General features: G+C 40.8%; 19 protein-coding genes. 13 read left to right on the forward strand and 6 right to left on the reverse strand.

The window, feature by feature from the left end:
- Positions 1-256: 256 nt before the first annotated feature.
- The 3 genes from ureA (at position 257) to murD (ending at position 2,461) form a co-directional block, all read left to right on the forward strand.
- The gene (ureA, locus tag XEN7305_RS04475) at positions 257-559 is read left to right on the forward strand and encodes an urease subunit gamma (RefSeq protein WP_006508161.1); all 303 of its coding nucleotides are present in this window, start codon (positions 257-259) and stop codon (positions 557-559) included.
- 85 nt (positions 560-644) lie between these two features.
- On the forward strand, positions 645-962 hold the full coding sequence (locus XEN7305_RS04480) for an urease subunit beta (RefSeq protein WP_006508162.1): 318 nt from the start codon (positions 645-647) through the stop codon (positions 960-962).
- Positions 963-1,057: 95 nt separating this feature from the next.
- A complete protein-coding gene (gene murD / locus XEN7305_RS04485; protein WP_006508163.1) occupies positions 1,058-2,461 on the forward strand; it encodes a UDP-N-acetylmuramoyl-L-alanine--D-glutamate ligase in 1,404 nt (467 codons plus the stop codon).
- 140 nt (positions 2,462-2,601) lie between these two features.
- On the opposite strand, the gene psbQ is transcribed toward murD, so the two are convergent.
- The 6 genes from psbQ to XEN7305_RS04515 form a co-directional block, all read right to left on the reverse strand.
- A complete protein-coding gene (gene psbQ, locus XEN7305_RS04490) occupies positions 2,602-3,060 on the reverse strand; it encodes a photosystem II protein PsbQ (RefSeq protein ID WP_006508164.1) in 459 nt (152 codons plus the stop codon).
- A gap of 55 nt (positions 3,061-3,115) precedes the next feature.
- Positions 3,116-3,958 (reverse strand): alpha/beta fold hydrolase, encoded by an 843-nt coding sequence (locus XEN7305_RS04495; RefSeq protein WP_006508165.1) that lies wholly within the window; start codon positions 3,956-3,958, stop codon positions 3,116-3,118.
- Between the two features lie 30 nt (positions 3,959-3,988).
- Positions 3,989-4,576, reverse strand: coding sequence for a ParA family protein (locus XEN7305_RS04500; protein ID WP_006508166.1), 588 nt, complete (start codon positions 4,574-4,576; stop codon positions 3,989-3,991).
- Positions 4,577-4,724: 148 nt separating this feature from the next.
- The gene (locus tag XEN7305_RS04505; protein WP_006508167.1) at positions 4,725-5,855 is read right to left on the reverse strand and encodes a CO2 hydration protein; all 1,131 of its coding nucleotides are present in this window, start codon (positions 5,853-5,855) and stop codon (positions 4,725-4,727) included.
- Between the two features lie 68 nt (positions 5,856-5,923).
- Positions 5,924-7,381 carry an NADH-quinone oxidoreductase subunit M gene (locus XEN7305_RS04510; protein WP_006508168.1) on the reverse strand — a complete coding sequence of 486 codons (1,458 nt, stop codon included), beginning with the start codon at positions 7,379-7,381 and terminating at the stop codon, positions 5,924-5,926.
- A gap of 103 nt (positions 7,382-7,484) precedes the next feature.
- Positions 7,485-9,380, reverse strand: a complete 1,896-nt coding sequence (locus XEN7305_RS04515; protein WP_006508169.1) for an NAD(P)H-quinone oxidoreductase subunit F — start codon at positions 9,378-9,380, stop codon at positions 7,485-7,487.
- Between the two features lie 910 nt (positions 9,381-10,290).
- On the opposite strand from XEN7305_RS04515, the gene XEN7305_RS04520 reads away from it, so the two are divergent.
- From XEN7305_RS04520 to XEN7305_RS04565, 10 genes are all read left to right on the forward strand, one after another.
- Complete coding sequence (locus XEN7305_RS04520; protein WP_006508170.1) at positions 10,291-10,602, forward strand: carbon dioxide-concentrating mechanism protein CcmK; 312 nt, start codon at positions 10,291-10,293, stop codon at positions 10,600-10,602.
- A 57-nt stretch (positions 10,603-10,659) separates the two neighbouring features.
- Positions 10,660-10,998 carry a carbon dioxide-concentrating mechanism protein CcmK gene (locus XEN7305_RS04525; protein WP_006508171.1) on the forward strand — a complete coding sequence of 113 codons (339 nt, stop codon included), beginning with the start codon at positions 10,660-10,662 and terminating at the stop codon, positions 10,996-10,998.
- Positions 10,999-11,027: 29 nt separating this feature from the next.
- On the forward strand, positions 11,028-11,336 hold the full coding sequence (locus XEN7305_RS04530) for a EutN/CcmL family microcompartment protein (protein ID WP_006508172.1): 309 nt from the start codon (positions 11,028-11,030) through the stop codon (positions 11,334-11,336).
- Between the two features lie 86 nt (positions 11,337-11,422).
- Positions 11,423-13,438 (forward strand): ribulose bisphosphate carboxylase small subunit, encoded by a 2,016-nt coding sequence (locus XEN7305_RS04535; protein ID WP_006508173.1) that lies wholly within the window; start codon positions 11,423-11,425, stop codon positions 13,436-13,438.
- Between the two features lie 204 nt (positions 13,439-13,642).
- Positions 13,643-14,413, forward strand: a complete 771-nt coding sequence (locus tag XEN7305_RS04540; RefSeq protein WP_006508174.1) for a hypothetical protein — start codon at positions 13,643-13,645, stop codon at positions 14,411-14,413.
- A gap of 685 nt (positions 14,414-15,098) precedes the next feature.
- Complete coding sequence (locus XEN7305_RS04545) at positions 15,099-16,517, forward strand: form I ribulose bisphosphate carboxylase large subunit (protein ID WP_006508175.1); 1,419 nt, start codon at positions 15,099-15,101, stop codon at positions 16,515-16,517.
- A gap of 155 nt (positions 16,518-16,672) precedes the next feature.
- Positions 16,673-17,080, forward strand: a complete 408-nt coding sequence (locus XEN7305_RS04550) for a chaperonin family protein RbcX (protein WP_006508176.1) — start codon at positions 16,673-16,675, stop codon at positions 17,078-17,080.
- A gap of 11 nt (positions 17,081-17,091) precedes the next feature.
- Positions 17,092-17,427: a ribulose bisphosphate carboxylase small subunit gene (locus XEN7305_RS04555; protein ID WP_006508177.1), complete on the forward strand. Its 336-nt coding sequence runs from the start codon at positions 17,092-17,094 to the stop codon at positions 17,425-17,427.
- A gap of 133 nt (positions 17,428-17,560) precedes the next feature.
- Positions 17,561-17,851: a nucleotidyltransferase family protein gene (locus XEN7305_RS04560; RefSeq protein ID WP_006508178.1), complete on the forward strand. Its 291-nt coding sequence runs from the start codon at positions 17,561-17,563 to the stop codon at positions 17,849-17,851.
- Between the two features lie 228 nt (positions 17,852-18,079).
- Complete coding sequence (locus XEN7305_RS04565; protein WP_006508179.1) at positions 18,080-18,847, forward strand: transposase; 768 nt, start codon at positions 18,080-18,082, stop codon at positions 18,845-18,847.
- The last annotated feature ends 7 nt before the right edge of the window (positions 18,848-18,854 follow it).

The following is an 18,854-nucleotide window of genomic DNA, read 5'->3' on the forward strand; positions in this document are numbered from 1 at the left end:
TGGGAAAGAACATACCATTGACGTAGGGGCGATTCGCGAATCGTCCTTACAGATTATCGATAAATCTGATCAAAACCTGGTACAAATATTTTGAGAAATCGCCTTAGTACTGGCCTCAAGGTGTAGGCAAAGTATGGGCAATCGGTCTTAAGAATATTTTTTTAGGCAGGATTGTAACAATAGTATTTTTTGCTTTAATATCTTAGGACTGTCATAATTGCATTCTAAGGCGATCGCAGATTAATGATCAATAGCTATGAAACTATCACCCCAAGAAAAAGATAAATTAACAATTTTCACTGTGGGCTTGCTCGCTGAAAGGCGAAAAGCTAAAGGACTAAAATTGAACTATCCTGAGGCAGTAGCTTATATTTCAGCCGAAATCTTAGAAGGTGCCAGAGAAGGCAAAAGCGTTGCCGAACTCATGAGTTATGGGACAACACTCTTGAATCGGGACGAAGTCTTGGATGGAGTATCCGAAATGATCCCGGAAGTTCAAGTCGAGGCCACCTTTCCTGACGGTACGAAGTTAGTTACCGTTCACAATCCGATTCAGTGAAATTGAAAATTGACGAGCGACCCCGCGTCGCCGAAAGGCGCAAGGGAACGCGCGAGTTTGAAAATTATGTAGGGGAAACTTAATTATGATTCCAGGTGAAATAATTCCTCGTGATGGCGAGATCGAAATTAATGCCGCACGCGAAACAATTACCATTACAGTAGCGAACACAGGAGATCGTCCCGTGCAAATAGGCTCTCATTTTCATTTTTATGAAGTTAATACTGCCTTGTCGTTTGAGCGAGCAGCAACTATGGGAATGCGTCTCAATATCCCCGCAGGAACCGCCGTTCGTTTTGAGCCAGGAGATGACAAACAGGTTGAATTGGTCGCTTTCGCTGGCAGCAGAGAAGTTTATGGTTTCAACAATTTGGTTGATGGAAATTTGCCAACCACAAATTAAAACAAGAACAAGATCTTAAGAAAAGTCGGAGAATCGGTAAAAGCTTTATAATTTTCAGTTGTTGCCAGTTAACAAACAATACAATTTAAGAAAATATGCCTAAAGCTGAGGTTATCGGGTTAGGAAGGTCAGGAATTGCAGCTGCAAAAGTCCTTAACCAAGAAGGTTGGGATGTGACATTAGGAGATTCTGCTTCAAAAAATTCGATTCTGTCTCGTTCTAATGGTCAGGATTTACAAACATCAATATCTCAATTACAGAAGGAAAATATTGCTGTTAAGCTGGAACATTCTTTAAATCTAGAATCCCTAAATAAGTCCAGCCTCATTGTCGTTAGTCCTGGGGTCCCTTGGGATATTCCGGTGCTGGTGGCAGCCAGAAATCAGGGAATTGAAACAATTGGCGAAATAGAACTAGCTTGGCGATATTTATCGAAAATTCCTTGGCTGGGAGTCACAGGAACCAATGGGAAAACTACCACTACTGCCCTAATTGCTGCAATGTTCAAAGCTGCTGGATTATCAGCTCCAGCTTGTGGCAATATTGGTCATGCTGCTTGCGAATTAGTTTTGCAGCAAAATCAAACAGAAAATAAGTTGGATTGGATAATTGCTGAATTGAGTAGTTATCAGATCGAGGCGTCCTCCCAACTACAACCTCAAATTGGTATCTGGACAACATTTACTCCCGATCATCTCAGTCGTCATAAAACACTGGAAAATTATTATCAGATTAAAGCTTCTCTGTTAGCTCGTAGTCGTCAGGCAATCTTCAACGCTGACGATCCTTATCTGCGAAATCTGGGGCGAACCCAATGGCAAGATGCTTATTGGACAACCGTTGGGGAGCAGGAAAACTTGTTTGGCGATCGCAAAGTTAGACGTGATCGCTTAGTGTATGTAGAAGATTCTTGGATAGTGGCCTTTGGGGAATTAATTTTGCCTCTGTCTCTATTTAAAATGCCAGGAAAGCATAATCGGCAGAATTTGCTTTTAGCAGTTGCTGCCGCTAGACTAGCAGGAATTGATAAAAATGCGATCGCAGAAGCGATTACCAGCTTTCCTGGAGTTCCCCATCGTCTAGAGTATATTAGAACCTATCAAGGAGTTGATTATATTAATGACAGCAAAGCAACCAATTATGAAGCCGCAGAAGTCGGTTTGGCTTCAGTGGAGGGCCCTGTAATTTTAATTGCGGGGGGACAGGCAAAATCAGGAGACGATCAGGCTTGGATCTCACAGATCAAAAACCAAGCAAGCTGCGTCTTGCTCATTGGGGAAGCTGCCGCAGATTTTGCCCGAAGATTAACCGAATCTGATTACGCTAATTATGAAATAGTTGAAACATTAGATAATGCAGTGGTTCGTAGCTCTGAGTTAGCTAAGGAAAATAAGGCTAAAGCCGTTTTATTATCTCCAGCTTGCGCCAGTTTCGATCAATATCTCAGTTTTGAACATAGAGGCGATCATTTTAGGAAACTCTGTCAGGACTGGTGTTAGGTTTTAGTTTGAGGTAAAAAAAAGAAGTAATGCTCCTCTCTATAGATCCTCAAATTAGGTTCTTCCTATTTTGGAACTCACATTTTCTGAATTGCCCTAAAACCTAACTCCCAATCTCTAACTCCTAAACCTTATATATCTTAGTTATCTATATCTTCGGCATTGGGAATTATTTTGACATAAGCATCGAAGTCTGCGATCGCTTTACTATATGCTTTCATCGCATTAGTATAATTTTTCGCCGCAGCCGCAGCATCAAGATTTTCTAACCGCAAAAAGAGATCATCCGAGATTTCTAGAGACTGTTCTTTATCCTCAGGCAATAGTGCCTCCGATAAATATCTTAAATCTCTTCTCAAAATGCCCAAAGGGCCATGGATAACACTTTTTAACTCTGTCCAATCTTCATCGTTGATCAAGTTACTCAGAGTATCAACCTGCTTTTTGGCAATATCTACAGGGATACGGTAGATTTTGATGGTCTGGAGTTTTTCTGGAGTATAAACTTCTGGGACGGAAGCTGTGGGACTACTGCAACTAACTAGGACAGTTGCAACCAAAACTAACATCACAGATAGAAGAGAGCGAAGAATTCTCATGTTAATAAATGATGAACTATGTTTACTAAAAGAATTGTCTCAATAATTGGCTATTTTATAAAACTTTGCGTCGAAAAAACTGAAAAATTGCGATCGCGATTTCTTCGGGCCAATGTTCTTGGGGATAATGTTTGGCTTCTGTTAATTTGACTATGTCAACCGAAGAGTTGGACTTGGCGATCGCTTCTGCCTCATCGACATCTAACCAAGGATCTTCTTCTCCCCAAAGAATCAGGGTTGGCGTTTTTAATTTCACCAAGCCCTGGGATATTTCTGTTGTTGCTTTGTCTAATTCGAGATTTTTGACGATCGCCATTAGGGATCTTCCCACCGCAGAGCTCTCCAAAAAAGGTTTGCGATGAACTGATAAATCTTTTTCCGGTACGACAAATCCGCTTCCTGATTCCAACGTGCGGTCTACCTGCAAAGGATCTTGAGTCATCATATCCCCAACAAAAGGCAGGCCCCATTGTTTCATTTTCCAGGGCAATTTATCTTGCTTCGTCAGGGGCGAATTGAGAATTACTAAGCGTTCTATCTTGTCAGAATTTCGCAAAGCATATTGAATCCCCACCGAACCCAAATAACCTTGAGCCACTAAATAGAATTTGTCTAATTCCATAGCAGCAATAAAATCTTCTAAGGCAGTGACAAAGGCATCAGGACTATAGTTAAAATCTCTTTTATCTGGTTTGGCAGAAAAGCCACAACCCAACCAATCCGGGGCGATCGCAGCAATTTTTTGCTCTGCCAATTGATTCATTACCCCTCGCCAAGTATAACTATGGGTCGGGATGGGATGGAGCAATAAGACAGGTGGTCTTTCGCTTTCCACCTTTGTTTCGCGATAAAACCATTGCCATTTACCAACTTCTATTTGATGTTCTTTGATAGCCACAACCTCTCTTGTCCTTAAATTTATGATTACTTATACCATGATCTCCTTGCCTACCGAGCGGTATCTAGACCATCCAATACCAGCTCTAGGATCGGGGTAATCTTTAACGATGACACCACGACTGGGAGCCCGTTGAAAGGCCACTAATAGAGGAATTTCCGTCTTAAATAGAGGTAACTTGGCTTCTTCAAGAACTTTTCTGGCATCTCTGCCGTTGGTGGTTCGAGCATCGACTCTGGTCAACAGGACTTTGTAGTTAATTTTGAGCGGCTCTAATAACTCTACAGCTTTGAGAGTACTATCGATATCTAAAGCATTGGGAGTAGTGGGGAGAATCACCAAATCGCTACCCTGAGCCAGATCTTCTAGTTCTTCTGCTTCTGGTCTTGCTTGAGTGTCAATGACAATATGGGTAAATTTTTTAATTAATCCCGGGGAGCCTGCTTGAGAGGCAACATAAAAGGGCAGCTTATCTTCTCTTGACCATACCAAGGCCGAACGATTTTTATCGGCGTCAATTAACAGCGTGGGTGCTGATAACTGTAAATAAGCAGCTAAATGTACTGCTGTTGTCGTCTTGCCAACTCCCCCTTTCAAAGCTGTTATAGCAATAATCATAGGTTATTGAAGATTTATTTAGTAGTAGTTTACGTAGTTTACCGATATTCTTCAATTTAAATCAGAGAATAGTCATTTTTCTTAATTTATTGCTTATTTTTTCTATGATCTTGTTCTGATTTCCCTCGCTACATTTATCAGAATAGTGTTAACTATTCACGACGATCATTTGTGATTTTAGTAAGCGTGTTAACCATCCTTTAAGGTATTTGCGGTTTGCTTGTTGTTCTTCTGGATCTTTCGTATCCAAAGGATGGGGAGCTAAGCCCTGCACGGCGGCTGTGGTGACGCAAAACATCGATCTTTGGAAGCTTTCACAAATTTTGATCCGCAAATCCCCTTCCCCACGAAGACCTTGGTGATAAATATCCATTAGATAGTCGGGGATGAAATGTCGCATATCTTGCATTAATAATGTCGGCGGAATCCCCGCACCACCAATGGGCAGAGGATCGGCATATAAAGCCCCGTAACTAAAAGCTCCCTGATCATAGGGAATTTGATAGGCTTGGGCATTGTAAGAAATTGTTCCGGGAAAAGGTGTTCCTCGGAAGAAGACGGCTTCTACATAAGGCACGCCAGTATCCATGAGGAAAGTTAACCCAACAGATTCAGGCATCAGATCGTAATCTTGTCCCCCTATGTTTACGCTGTAAGTAATGGGGCGGGCCGCATCTTTGACCAAACCATTGAGAATATGTGTTACCACATCGGGAATTGATTTGATTTCCCCAGCATCATAGAGATCGCTTAAATCAATAAAAATGTCACTCATGACTCGCCAAAACTGACCAAGTGCACTGTAGTAGCACATTTGGCGCACTTGTTCTGGCAAATAATCTTTAAAGAGTTTTTTCAACCCAAGTATCAAGGGATTATTTTTAAATCTGGCTTGGATCGCCGCTTCTGCTCTTTCGGCAAATTCGGGGGTGTCTAAATAAGCATCTAAACCGCCGCCACCATGCCAAAACATAGCTTTCATGCAATATTCAGCATATTCGTAATTAATTCTGTCATGCCAAATATTGTGCCAAAGTTTATCAGCAGTTATTTCGCCATTGAAATATTTAAAGATCGGAAAGAGTCTTAAAAACTGATTTTCGGCAATATAACAGAGGTTAACAGAATAGGCATCCAAGACGACACCATAACTTTTGAGAACCCCCACCACTTCAATCAAGTTTTGTGGATTATCGTCCAGCAATGCCAAACCTGTTTCGAGTCTTTGAATATATGCTTCTATTAACTGAGATTTGGTTGTTTTAGTTGCAATAACCATGGAATTAGGTTCTAGGTTTTAGGTTTTAGGTTTTAGGTTTTAGGTTTTAGGAACTTCGCTGATAACTGTTAATGTCCAGTTAGTAAGGCGACTGCTTGGACTTCACTCCAATGAATGACCCAACTTGGTTGGAGACCAAAACCAACAATCAAAACTAATAAAGCAAAAGCAGGAGCTTGCTCGAAAAGTTTTTCAGGAGGTAATTTAGCTAAACCTTGGGTGAGACGACCAAAAAATACTTTGTTAATTACTAAAAGAAAATAAACTGCTGTTAAGCCAGTTCCCACTAAGCATAAAAGAGTGGGGATGGGGAAAATGGGAAATGCACCTCTAAAGACCAAAAATTCTGAGATAAAACCGACCATTCCTGGTAACCCGGAACTTGCCATGGCTCCTAAGATCATCAACCCGCCGGTGATTGGCAAACCCCTTTCAGGATTCAGTAACCCTGTTAGAGAATTAACATCTCTGGTGCCTGTTTTCTTATAAACTACCCCGACCAAGAGGAATAAGAATGCTGAGATTAAGCCGTGACTGACCATTTGAAACACACAAGCTGTCATGCTTAAACGAGTTGTTGCCGAGGCTGCCAAAAGAATATAAGCCATATGAGCGATGGAAGAATAGGCAACAACCTTCTTCATATCCTGTTGGGCGATCGCGCAGGAGGCCCCGTACAAAGCACTAATCCCTGCGAGAATTGCCATCCAAGGAGCTAGATAGACCCAGCCTTCGAAGAATAAACCCACAGCAAAGCGCAATAAAGCATAGGTTCCAAGTTTGAGCAAAACCCCTGCCAGTAAAACAGAAATGGGAGTCGAAGCTTCTACATGGGCATCAGGTAACCAAGTGTGGAAAGGGAAAATCGGAATTTTGATGAACACACCCACCAATAAAGGTGCCAGCAAAAGTAACTGACTAGCTAAGGGCAAGGTTTGCGATCGCAAAGGTTCATAGGCAAAACTATCTGCCCCAGTTAACCAGACCAAACCGAGGAATGATGCTAAAACTAAAATTCCGGAAAATGCAGTATAAAGCAAAAATTTCATAGCTGCATAACCTCTTCTCTTACCACCCCAAATGGCGATCAAGAAATATAAGGGGATGATTTCTAATTCATAGAACAGGAAAAATAGTAATAAATCCTTGGCCAAAAAAGCCCCAACAGCACCCGCACTAAGCAATAACAACATTGCATAATATAATCTGGGTCTAGCAATCGACTTATCGGTAACTAAAATTGCAATTAGAGTGAGCAAACTATTGAGACATACCAGAGGAAAAGATAGGCCATCAATGCCTAAGTTGTAATCTAAACCAATTCCCGCAAGCCAAGGAATAAATTCGGAGAACTGAAATCCACTAACACTAGTGTCAAAATGCCATCCTAGATAGCAATTGACAACAAGGATTGAGATCGCAATTAGAATCGCTAGATTCCGACTTTGCTTGCTATTTTTTTCTTCTGGTAAAAAACCTACAATAGCAGCCCCTAATAAGGGTATAAGTATTAAGGCACTGAGCATAGTTTTGAAAATTAGGTGTTAGGTGTTAGGTGTTAATAATTAGGTATTAGGTATTAGGTGTTAATAATTAGGTTTTTAACTGATAACTGACAACTGACAACTGTTAACTGACAAAGGATGACCAGTAATCTGTCACTATTGACCATTGACCATTTAGTAATAACCACAGTAATAGTCCTACTCCGACAATGATTGTCAAGATATAAAACTGGGATTGTCCGGTGACATTATATTTAAGGGCATTACCGCCAAAAATAGTTACTAGACTAATTAAGTTGACTGCACCGTCAATTACATAACGATCTATCCAAGAAGTGAATTTCGCCAGGAAAGATACGGCAGCAACCACAGTAACTTCATACAGACGGTCAACATAAAAGTCGTAGGCAAACAAATCCTGGAAAAACCTCACAAATACCTGACTAGAACGCTGCCAAGCTTGTCTGACTTTAATCGTGCCCCCGATAATTACGCCAATCACCCCAGATGCGATGAATAAAGGTGCGGCAAATTGAATTATGGGTTCAGACTGCAGACTTAAAGGTGTTGTGGGACTTAGCCATAGCGGCCACTCGATTGGTGCGATCGGTGCGAGCAAGGTTACCACTGTCAAGGAAACCATGGGTACTGCCATTAACCAAGGAGCTTCTGGCGCACGGCGAGTTTTGGCTTGGGGTTCTCCCAAAAAAATAATCCTAAATAAGCGCGTTAAATTAATTGCAGATAGGCAATTAGTAAACATTAAAAGTCCTAGTAGTGACCAATTGATTGCCCAAGAACCATTGAACCAGCGTTGGAATGTCCAGAACATGCCCATCGGAGTTAGGGCTAATAAACCAGCACTTCCTACAACAAAGGCGATCGCAGTGGCGGGCATTCTCGACCAAAGACCACCCATCTCCGTAACATTTTGGTTACTAGTTGCCAGGATTACTGTGCCAGCGCTCATAAACAACAACGCTTTGGCGATCGCATGGGCAAACAGTAATAAAAAGGCAATATCAACTTGACCTAAACCCACAGCGATAAAGACCAAGCCCAGATAAACACTGGTTGAATGGGATAATGCTCGCTTGATGTCAATTTGTGCGATCGCCATTAAGGATGCGCCAATTACCGTGACTGTTCCTAAAATAATCAGAACATCAGAAGAAACCGGAGAAAGCGTAAAAACTGGTTGTAACTTAATCAACACATAAGCCCCAGCCGAAACCACGATCGAATTACGTAAAATCCCTGCTGGATTTGGTCCTTCCATCGCCTCATCAAGCCAAAGATTCAGTGGAAACTGAGCACATTTACCCGTAGGGCCAGCAATTAAGGACAAGCCCACTAGAGCTGCGGTTAGAGGATGCAAGGGAAAGCTTGATGCCCATTCTCCTAAATCGGAAAAGTTTAAATCTGCCCCATAGGAGGACATAGCCACTATGCCCATGAGCAAAATAATATCCCCTACACGCTTGGTTAAAAAAGCATCTCGTGCTGCGGTCACCACTAGAGGTTGAGCATACCAGAACCCCACCAGCAAATAGGTAGACAGAGTGAGTAACTCTAGCAATCCATAACTCAGCAACAACGAATCACTCAGCGCCAGACCAGCTAGAGCTGCTTCAAAAAAGCCCATCAAACCGAAAAAACGTGCTAGGGACCAATCTTTTTCCATATAGCCGAGAGCATAAACTTGAGCCAATAGACTAATTCCCGTTACCAACTCCAATGCCCCCATGCTCACAGGAGAAAGCTCTATGACTAAAGTCAAATCTAAATCGGCCACTTGCAACCAATGAAAAACTAATTGCTCAGTCGGTCTGGTCCAGACGAGGTTGAAAACAATCGACCCATGAATAAAAGCCAGCAATGTCATGATTATATTAATATAGGCTGCTGGGCGGGGTCCTGTCCGACGAATTATTCCCAAAGACCAGGGCAAGGTGAAAACTGCCCCCAAAAAACCATATAGAGGGACTGTCCAAATACTTTGTAGAAGAAACTCAGCCATCAAAATATCCTAGAATTTACAACAGAAAATTGACAGTTACGATTAGCTCGTAATTTTATTATCGGAATAATAAGCACAGTTTATTAATATTTTCTTAAACGTTAATCTTAATGGGTATTTTAAAATAAAAACTACCGATCACAACCCTAAATATAATTGAAGTCATTTATTGTTGTTAAGCCCAGGGATTATTATTGATCCCAAAGCCCAAGAACAGCACAAAGTTGCCTCCATAGCAATAGTGAATATTGCCTATTGTTTAGCAACTTCGATGTTACCCCCAGTTAGGATTCTAAAAAAATTTCTATTTCCTTAAGATTTGTGAAAAAATGATGATTAAACCCAGAGGATCGCATTTAGAAGAATTAATTTTACTTGTTGACATGTGTTAATCAGCATACTGAATGCCCTTGAATATGGCCTAAACTAAATCAATTTAAAAACATTCTAGGATAAAATAGGGCCGGGGAAAAATTGACTGCAATCCTACAGGGCATTACAAAAATATTTTTTAGGTATTAATTCTCATTAACAATCAAATTAAAAAATATAATCATGATTTATATTGTCAAAGAGGACAAGGTTAATTATGCTTGATCATGGATAGGTAAATTAGCCAATCCCGTCAATGTCAAGTTGAATTACTCATTAGAGTGGGATTTGACTTTTGATGAATCTGGAATTGAGGAACAATAAACATTGATGCCTTGAAAAGAAAATTTTCATCAGTCAAGAATTTATTATTTCCAGTTTTTGTTATCGAAATATTTAATTTAGTTTTTAAGTCTTAGCTTAATTAAAGTAGGCGAGAGTTTCGATATAAGTAAAGAAGTGACAAAGCTTCTTATTTTAGATAGCTAGCTAACAACTAGTCGCCAACAATTATCACATCAAGTAAAGGAGTAAGTTCTTGTCTATTGCAGTAGGAATGGTAGAAACTTTGGGTTTTCCCGCAGTCGTAGAAGCTGCTGACGCTATGGTTAAAGCAGCTCGCGTTACCCTAGTTGGTTACGAAAAAATCGGTACTGGTCGAGTGACAGTAATTGTTCGTGGTGATGTATCTGAAGTTCAAGCTTCTGTAGCTGCAGGAATTGAAAATGCTGGCAGAGTCAACGGCGGTCAAGTTTTGTCCCATCATATTATTGCTCGCCCCCACGAGAACCTCGAATATGTCTTGCCAATTCGGTATACAGAGGAAGTCGAACAATTTAGATCCTATTAAGTAACTAGTCACTAGTCCGGGAATAAAAATTATCAAATTGAGTAAAGGAGTAAATAAATGTCTATCGCAGTAGGAATGGTGGAAACTTTGGGTTTCCCTGCAGTCGTAGAAGCGGCTGATGCTATGGTTAAAGCTGCGCGAGTTACCCTAGTCGGTTATGAAAAAATCGGTACTGGTCGTGTAACAGTAATTGTTCGTGGTGATGTATCTGAAGTTCAAGCTTCGGTTTCTGCGGGAATTGATAATGTTGACAAAGTCAAAGGTGGTCAGGTTTTGTCCAACCACATTATTGCTCGTCCCCATGAAAACCTTGAATATGTATTGCCTATTCGCTACACCGAAGCGGTAGAGCAGTTTCGTGAGAGCGTAAATCCTCAACCTCTGAGAAGACCATAATTATTAAATAAGCGAGCGGACTTACATAGATGCAAATTGCCCAAGTTCGTGGCACAGTTGTCAGTACTCATAAACTGCAGAGTATGACGGGAGTAAAGCTTTTACTAGTTCAGTTTATCGACGAACAAGGAGAGCTTTTACCAAAGTACGAAGTGGCAGCAGATATTGTTGGTGCAGGTATCAATGAGTGGGTACTAGTTAGCAGAGGGAGTGCAGCTCGTATTGAAAGTCGTTACGAACAACGCCCCCTTGACGCAACCGTAGTGGGGATTATCGATACGGTTTCGGTTGATAATCGCTCTCTTTATAGCAAACGGGAAACGGAACGTTTTGCCTAGATCAATTATGAATTTTGTCCAGACAGCTCAAGTCTCGATTTTAATTCATAATTGCTGGATTTAATAGTTTAGGAGAAATTGAAATCATGCCAGTCCGCACAAAAGCGGCTCCCCCAACTCCCTGGTCGAGCAATCTAGCAGAACCAAACGTACATGAGAGTGCCTATGTCCATTCATTTTCAAGATTAATTGGAGATGTTCGCGTAGGAGCAAATGTCTTTGTAGCCCCTGGCAGCTCAATTAGAGCTGATGAGGGAACGCCATTTTATATTGGTGACAGTACCAATATTCAAGATGGGGTTGTGATTCATGGTTTGGAGAAAGGGAGAGTCATCGGCGATGACTCAAATGAATATTCAGTTTGGATAGGCGAAAATACTTGTATTACCCATATGGCACTCATCCATGGTCCGGCTTATGTCGGTGATGAGTGTTTTATTGGGTTTCGATCTACGGTATTTAATGCCAAGGTAGGTGATGGCTGTATTGTCATGATGCATGCCTTGATTCAGGATGTGGAAATTCCTCCGGGGAAATATATTCCATCTGGAGCGATTATTACCAACCAGCAACAAGCAGATCGCTTACCTGATGTTCAGGATAGCGATCGCGATTTTGCCCATCATGTGGTGGAAATTAATGAAGCCCTTCTAGCTGGATACCAATGTATCGAAGATTCTTCGTGCATGACTCCCCTAGCCAAAAGTCTCACTAGTTCGGATCAAAGTTCGACTGAGGCTGCTAAAGATAATAATTATATGAATTTAGTAGGGAATATGACTTTAAGTACTGATATCAGAACGCAATTGCGATCGCTCTTAGCGCAAGGTTGCACAATTACGACAGAGCATGCCAACAAGCGCCGTTTCAAGACCAAATCCTGGCTCGACGGTGGTAGACTTGCGGGCACAAGAGAAGATCAAGTAGTGGCCGAGTTAAACCGCATTCTGCAAGAGAATTCGGGAGAATATGTCAAACTAGTAGGTGTCGATCCAAATGCCAAGCGCCGAGTAGCTGAGATTATTGTGCAACGGCCAGGAGAGGCTCCTATTCAAGGCAAAGCGAATACTAGCTATCGAAATGGTAACGGGAATAGTAATGGCAACGGGTTTGCGCACAATGGCAGTGCTAATTTAAGTGGAGATGTTTCTGGGCAAATTCGCTCACTTTTATCTCAAGGCTGCAATATTGGCATTGAACATGCGAGCAAACGACGCTTCAAAACCAAATCTTGGCTCACCGCAGGACAAGTCAGCGGTGGGATTAATCAGGTAATGGGCAAAATTGAGGCGATCGCTGCTAAACATCCTCAAGACTATATTCGTATCATTGGTGCTGACCCTAATACGAAGACTAGAATCGCCGAGGTTATAGTACAACGCCCAGGAACTGGAATCGTTGCCGGTTCTAGTAATGGCTCCTCCTCCAGCTATAGTAATGGCAATGGCAATGTAACTAGTGGTGGTCGCCTCAGTGCAAAAACATTAGAGGCCGTGCGTTCTTTGTTATCCGCCGGCTACAAAATTGGTACCGAACATGCTACCAAGCGTCGTTTTAAAACTAAATCTTGGCAAAGTTGTTCTCCTATTGAAAGTTCTCGTGAGTCTGAAGTGATAGCAGCTTTAGAAGCTTGTTTAGCAGAGCATTCAGGAGAATATGTTCGTATGATTGGCATTGATGCTGCCGCGAAACGTCGAGTTTCTGACAGCATAATTCAAAGACCAGGAGACGTGGTAGCAGCTAAGCAAGCTACTGTTGCCAGTTACAGCAATGGTAATGGCAATGGAAATAGTAAAAGTTATGGCAATGCTTATAGTAATGGTCATAGTGCCACTAGCAATAGCTTAAGCAGTGAGGTCTTAAAAGAAGTTCGTTCTTTGCTATCTGCTGGTTATCAACTTAGTACAGAACATGCTAGCAAACGTCGTTTTAAGAGTAAGTCTTGGCAAAGTTGTGCGCCGATCGCTAGTTCCCGTGAAGGTGATGTCATATCTGCTTTAGAAGCTTGCTTGGCTGAACATTCAGGAGAATATGTCCGGATGATTGGGGTTGATACTGCTGCAAAACGCCGAATTTCTGAAACTATCATTCAGCGTCCATAGTAGGGCTAATCAGTTTTGTTTACCCGTTACTGATGAGGATTGACTGGGAGATTAGAGAATCAGCAGAGGGAGATAGAAGAGACCCTATCATCTATTTCCTTTCTCGGTATTCTTTCAGTGAAGATATTCGCCATAATTGCATCATACTTGCCGTTTCCCGCTTCCCAATTTCCCTTCGTCCTTAATCGTTGTCCTTAATCATTCATGTATTTACCACCTCTGCGACCTATAGTTAATTCTGAAATTCTGCTTGATGGTGATATCGAAATCCATCCTACTGCATCTATAGCCCCAGGGGTAATTTTAAAGGCTGCAACCGATGCTCGTATTGTGATCGGGCCTGATGTCTGTCTGGGAATGGGAGTTGTCCTTCATGCCCATAATGGTTCGATTGAGATTGGAGCGGGTGTGGCTCTAGGTTCTGGAGTTCTCATTATTGGGTCTAGCAAGATCGGCGCAAATGCTTGTATTGGCACGACTACAACTATTTTCAATGCTTCAGTTGCTGAGATGACGGTAATTAATCCTGGTTCAATTATTGGGGATAATTCGAGATCTTTGCCGACTGGCGATAGCACCGTTAATAACAATAATGGCGTCAATGGCAATGGGGCGAAAGCTGAGCCGCCTGATGAGCCAATAATTGAAAATAAATTATCTGATGAAGCTCTAGAAAAAGAGGCAGAAAACAGTTCTGAAATTATCAATCAAGAATCTAATTCTAACGGCAAAGAAGTTGTTCCGTCGCCTAATTCACTGACCGATAAAGCAGCAGATAATGAACCAGCCGAAGTTGAAGATTTTGATCCTTGGCAACAGGAAGAAATTGCCAGTGTAGAATCCCAGGTTGAAGTAGCAGAACAAGAGCAAAATTCAGAAAATACTCCAGGAGTTGCGATCGGAAAAGTTTATATCGATCAACTGTTAGTTACTCTATTTCCCCATAAAAAATCTTTGAATAATAACGGTAAATGAACCTATTTAAAGAATTAATTGTTCCGATCTTATTTTTTAGGCTTATTTCCTTTAATCATAAGTAAAACCCCTCTTATTAAGGCATTAAAAGTTAGACAAAATTTTACTGCCTATCTATTATTTATATTTTCTTCTAGCCTGTAAGTCAAAAGCTTATAGGTTTTGTTATTAAATTTGGTAAGCAAAAGTACCTAGCTATTTGAGTCTCGTATCTATTCAAGGATACTATTATTGTTTCTCTGAGATAATCCTCACAAGGAGAATCAGCTCTAATTTATTTGATATATATATGCTTTCAAAAATAATCTTTGTGGACTTATAGTTGAGTTCGGCATAGAGATATTAGGAAATTATTTGTCAAGATTGCCTTATTTACTAGCAACAGATGGTTCTAAAAATTAAGTCCTAGCAAGTATTAGCTAAAATAATCAATCATAAAAACAATTGCAATCAAATTTTGGTGAAAATCTCGATAAAAATTATTTTTTAATCTAAACCATATGATAAGATTAGTACACGAAAAAGAAAATTAGTCATACACAACTTGGCGCTTCATAATTTGCGCTAGTTAAAGTAATCTTTTAACGATTTTTCTTCCTAGTAGATATAGTCTCCCTATTTATATTGAGGCTCGAAAGAAAGAAAGGAAACACTAAACATATTGTTTATGGAGGAATTAACCTAAATGGTACAAACCAAATCAGCCGCAGGGTTTGCAGCAGGTGTACAAGACTATCGTCTGACTTATTACACTCCTGACTACACTCCCAAAGACACCGACTTGCTAGCTTGTTTTCGTATGACTCCTCAGCCCGGAGTTCCAGCTGAAGAAGCTGCTGCTGCGGTTGCTGCTGAGTCTTCTACAGGTACTTGGACAACTGTTTGGACCGATGGATTAACTGACTTAGATCGTTACAAGGGTCGTTGTTATGAAGTTGAACCAGTTCCCGGCGAAGACAATCAGTATTTTGCTTTCGTTGCTTATCCTCTAGACCTTTTTGAAGAGGGTTCTGTAACTAACGTTTTAACTTCTTTGGTTGGTAACGTATTCGGGTTCAAAGCTTTACGTGCACTACGTTTAGAAGATATCCGTTTCCCCGTTGCTTTAATCAAAACCTTCCCTGGACCTCCCCACGGTATTACTGTAGAGCGTGACAAACTAAACAAATACGGTCGTCCTTTACTTGGTTGTACCATTAAGCCCAAACTAGGTTTGTCTGCCAAAAACTATGGTCGTGCAGTTTATGAATGTCTTCGCGGTGGTCTAGACTTCACCAAAGATGACGAAAACATCAACTCTCAGCCTTTCATGCGCTGGCGCGATCGCTTCCTCTTCGTTCAAGAGGCGATCGAGAAAGCTCAGGCAGAAACTAACGAAATTAAAGGTCATTACCTTAACGTTACTGCTGGTACTTGTGAAGAAATGATGCAGCGTGCTGAGTTTGCCAAAGAAATTGGTACTCCCATCGTCATGCATGACTTCTTGACTGGTGGTTTTACAGCTAACACCACTTTGTCTAAATATTGTCGTGACAACGGTTTGTTACTTCACATCCACCGTGCAATGCACGCGGTAATTGACCGTCAAAGAAATCATGGTATTCACTTCCGTGTCTTGGCTAAATGTCTACGTCTATCTGGTGGTGACCATTTACACTCTGGTACTGTTGTCGGTAAGTTAGAGGGTGAACGCGGCATTACTATGGGATTCGTTGACTTAATGCGCGAAGACTATGTAGAAGAAGATCGTTCTCGCGGTATTTTCTTCACTCAAGACTATGCTTCTATGGGTGGAACTATGCCAGTTGCTTCTGGTGGTATCCACGTATGGCATATGCCTGCATTGGTTGAAATCTTCGGCGACGACTCTTGCTTACAGTTTGGTGGTGGTACTTTGGGTCACCCTTGGGGTAATGCACCTGGTGCAACTGCTAACCGTGTTGCTCTTGAAGCTTGTGTTCAAGCTCGTAACGAAGGTCGTAACTTGGCTCGTGAAGGTAACGACGTTCTTCGTGAAGCTTGTCGTTGGTCTCCTGAATTGGCTGCGGCTTGTGAACTTTGGAAAGAAATCACCTTCGAATTCGAAGCAATGGATACTCTCTAAATACAGTAAACAGAAGTGCGGCTTGTCTGACGAAATATCAGCAAGAGATATCGCACTTCCCAAAGGGTTATCAGTAAACAGTCAATAGTGGAATCGAACAGTAATAATCTAAGAGATTTCAAAGATTTATAACTGAATACTGATAACTGAATAAGATGAATTCCAAGAAAATCGCGCAAGATACAGCTAAAGTTCTGCAAGATTATTTAACCTATCAAGCAGTTAAGGTGATTGTTGCCCAATTGACGGAAACCAATCCAGGAGAAGCGATCTGGCTCAGACAGTATTCTTCGGATGGGAAACTTCAGGATGGCGAAGCCTATATTGAAGGTTTGATGTCGGAAATTGAAGGCAAAAAATTAGTCATAAGGATCTTAACAGTCCGTGATGATTTAGCTGAACAGGTTTTGGAATATTTACCAGAGATGGTTAGTACTTCAATTAAGCAAGCAAACTTAGCTCATCGCCGACATCTTTTGGAGCGTCTTACTCAGTCCTCTCCTGAAGCAGATATTGCCGAGCCTGGTGTAGATGCTAATGAATATTCTGACGAAAACAAGTAAAGGATAAATAAATGAAAACATTACCTAAAGAGCGTCGTTACGAAACCCTATCTTACCTACCCCCTTTAACTGACCAACAAATTTCTAAGCAAATTGACTTTATGTTGGAGCAAGGTTATATTCCTGGGATTGAGTTTGAAAAAGATCCTACTCCTGAACTTCACCACTGGACTTTGTGGAAACTTCCTCTTTTCTCTTGCCGTAGTGCACAAGATGTATTGGCAGAAGTTCGCGAATGTCGTTCTGAGTATTCTGACTGCTATATTCGTGTGGTTGGGTTTGACAATCTTAGACAATGTCAAACTGTTAGCTTCATCGTTTACAAGCCTGGTGCTAGCCGTTACTAAGTCTTAATAGACTTTATTTTTTGGAGTTTTGACACTTTGCGAATACCTTCTCTTGTTGATGGAGAGGGTATTTTTTTTGTTAATATCAATTTAAATTGAGTTTACGATAGATAAGGTATCTAATTTTCTAAAAATGAGGTTGAAACAAATACTCAAAGAAAAGCGTTCAGAAATAATAAGGATTGCTGAAGTTTACGGAGCGTCCAATATTCGTATTTTTGGTTCTGTGGCAAGAGATGAAGCAACAAAAAATAGTGATATTGATTTTTTGATGGATATCGAGCCAGGAAAAAATTTATTAAATAGAATTGCACTAATTCAAGATTTAGAAGATCTATTAGGGTGTAAAGTGGATGTTGCCAAACCAGAAATTTTGCATGAGTGCATCAGAGAAAGAGTATTGAAAGAAGCTATTCCTCTATGAAAAATGATTTACTTTATCTTAAGTAATATTTGTAATCTTCAAAATATTGAGAAATTAATGCGATCGCATAACGTGTAATGCCAACTTTGAGACTCTGAATTAGGAAAATTAGCCTTGCTAAATCCAGATATGAATTTGTCTCGCGCAAAGGCGCAAAGACGCAAAGAAAGACACAAAGGGTATTAGTCCAAATCAAGTTATCATTTTGGTTTTTTGATAACTGAAAAGATGTCTCGACAACCTCGCAATCTCAAATCTAATTACTGCTATCATGTCACAGTTCGTTGCAATAACCGAGAATTTAAGTTAATTCAACCTGATTGCCGCGAGGTGTTTTTATACTCCTTGAAAAAATCAAAAGAAAAGTTTAACTTTAAACTCTATGCTCTATGCATTATGAGCAACCATGTTCATTATTTGCTAGAGCCGAAACAACCAGAAGATTTGCCACGAATTATGCATTGGCTCAACTGGTACACTGCCATGTGTTTTAATCGGATGCTCAATCGAACAGGACATTTTTGGGAAAAGCGATATCATAGCAGCGGTTTCGAGAACACAGATTATCAAAGAGCCTTAAACACTCTACGTTATATCCATGCCAATCCTAAAGCGGCCAATATGCAACAAGGTTTTTTCTATGATTTTTCCAACTATGGTGTTCATGACAGGTTAGGTGATGATGGGATAACTCAATGGCATCCTGCATTTTTGTCTTTGGGGAAATCTTTGGATGAATGTGCTGCTAAATATCGGAAGTTTTGTCGCAGATATAAGCCGAAGCCTAAGTCAGAAAATCGTTATCACTGGGGAAGTAAATTATTGCCTAAAGTCTTGAAAGCAAGAGGGAAGAAGAAAAGATCGCCTGGGCAGCTGAGCTTACCTTGGAATGATTGGGAGAAAAACAGTTCTGAAATAAGAGAAGTAGCAGAAAAGTTTGTGATCGCAAATTGCTATAACCCTCAGATAGCAGCTCAATTTTTCAACGACTCATAACAATATC

Origin of the sequence: Xenococcus sp. PCC 7305, from assembly GCF_000332055.1 — a bacterium.
Lineage (GTDB): Bacteria > Cyanobacteriota > Cyanobacteriia > Cyanobacteriales > Xenococcaceae > Xenococcus.

Coding starts and splice junctions, on each gene's coding strand:
- XEN7305_RS04555 (WP_006508177.1), top strand. CDS start 17,092: ATGAAAACATTACCTAAAGAGCGTCGTTACGAAACCCTATCTTACCTA.
- XEN7305_RS04515 (WP_006508169.1), bottom strand. CDS start 9,380: ATGGCTGAGTTTCTTCTACAAAGTATTTGGACAGTCCCTCTATATGGT.
- XEN7305_RS04550 (WP_006508176.1), top strand. CDS start 16,673: ATGAATTCCAAGAAAATCGCGCAAGATACAGCTAAAGTTCTGCAAGAT.
- XEN7305_RS04535 (WP_006508173.1), top strand. CDS start 11,423: ATGCCAGTCCGCACAAAAGCGGCTCCCCCAACTCCCTGGTCGAGCAAT.
- XEN7305_RS04480 (WP_006508162.1), top strand. CDS start 645: ATGATTCCAGGTGAAATAATTCCTCGTGATGGCGAGATCGAAATTAAT.
- XEN7305_RS04545 (WP_006508175.1), top strand. CDS start 15,099: ATGGTACAAACCAAATCAGCCGCAGGGTTTGCAGCAGGTGTACAAGAC.
- XEN7305_RS04560 (WP_006508178.1), top strand. CDS start 17,561: ATGAGGTTGAAACAAATACTCAAAGAAAAGCGTTCAGAAATAATAAGG.
- XEN7305_RS04530 (WP_006508172.1), top strand. CDS start 11,028: ATGCAAATTGCCCAAGTTCGTGGCACAGTTGTCAGTACTCATAAACTG.
- XEN7305_RS04510 (WP_006508168.1), bottom strand. CDS start 7,381: ATGCTCAGTGCCTTAATACTTATACCCTTATTAGGGGCTGCTATTGTA.
- XEN7305_RS04525 (WP_006508171.1), top strand. CDS start 10,660: ATGTCTATCGCAGTAGGAATGGTGGAAACTTTGGGTTTCCCTGCAGTC.
- XEN7305_RS04505 (WP_006508167.1), bottom strand. CDS start 5,855: ATGGTTATTGCAACTAAAACAACCAAATCTCAGTTAATAGAAGCATAT.
- ureA (WP_006508161.1), top strand. CDS start 257: ATGAAACTATCACCCCAAGAAAAAGATAAATTAACAATTTTCACTGTG.
- murD (WP_006508163.1), top strand. CDS start 1,058: ATGCCTAAAGCTGAGGTTATCGGGTTAGGAAGGTCAGGAATTGCAGCT.
- XEN7305_RS04540 (WP_006508174.1), top strand. CDS start 13,643: ATGTATTTACCACCTCTGCGACCTATAGTTAATTCTGAAATTCTGCTT.
- XEN7305_RS04500 (WP_006508166.1), bottom strand. CDS start 4,576: ATGATTATTGCTATAACAGCTTTGAAAGGGGGAGTTGGCAAGACGACA.
- XEN7305_RS04565 (WP_006508179.1), top strand. CDS start 18,080: ATGTCTCGACAACCTCGCAATCTCAAATCTAATTACTGCTATCATGTC.
- psbQ (WP_006508164.1), bottom strand. CDS start 3,060: ATGAGAATTCTTCGCTCTCTTCTATCTGTGATGTTAGTTTTGGTTGCA.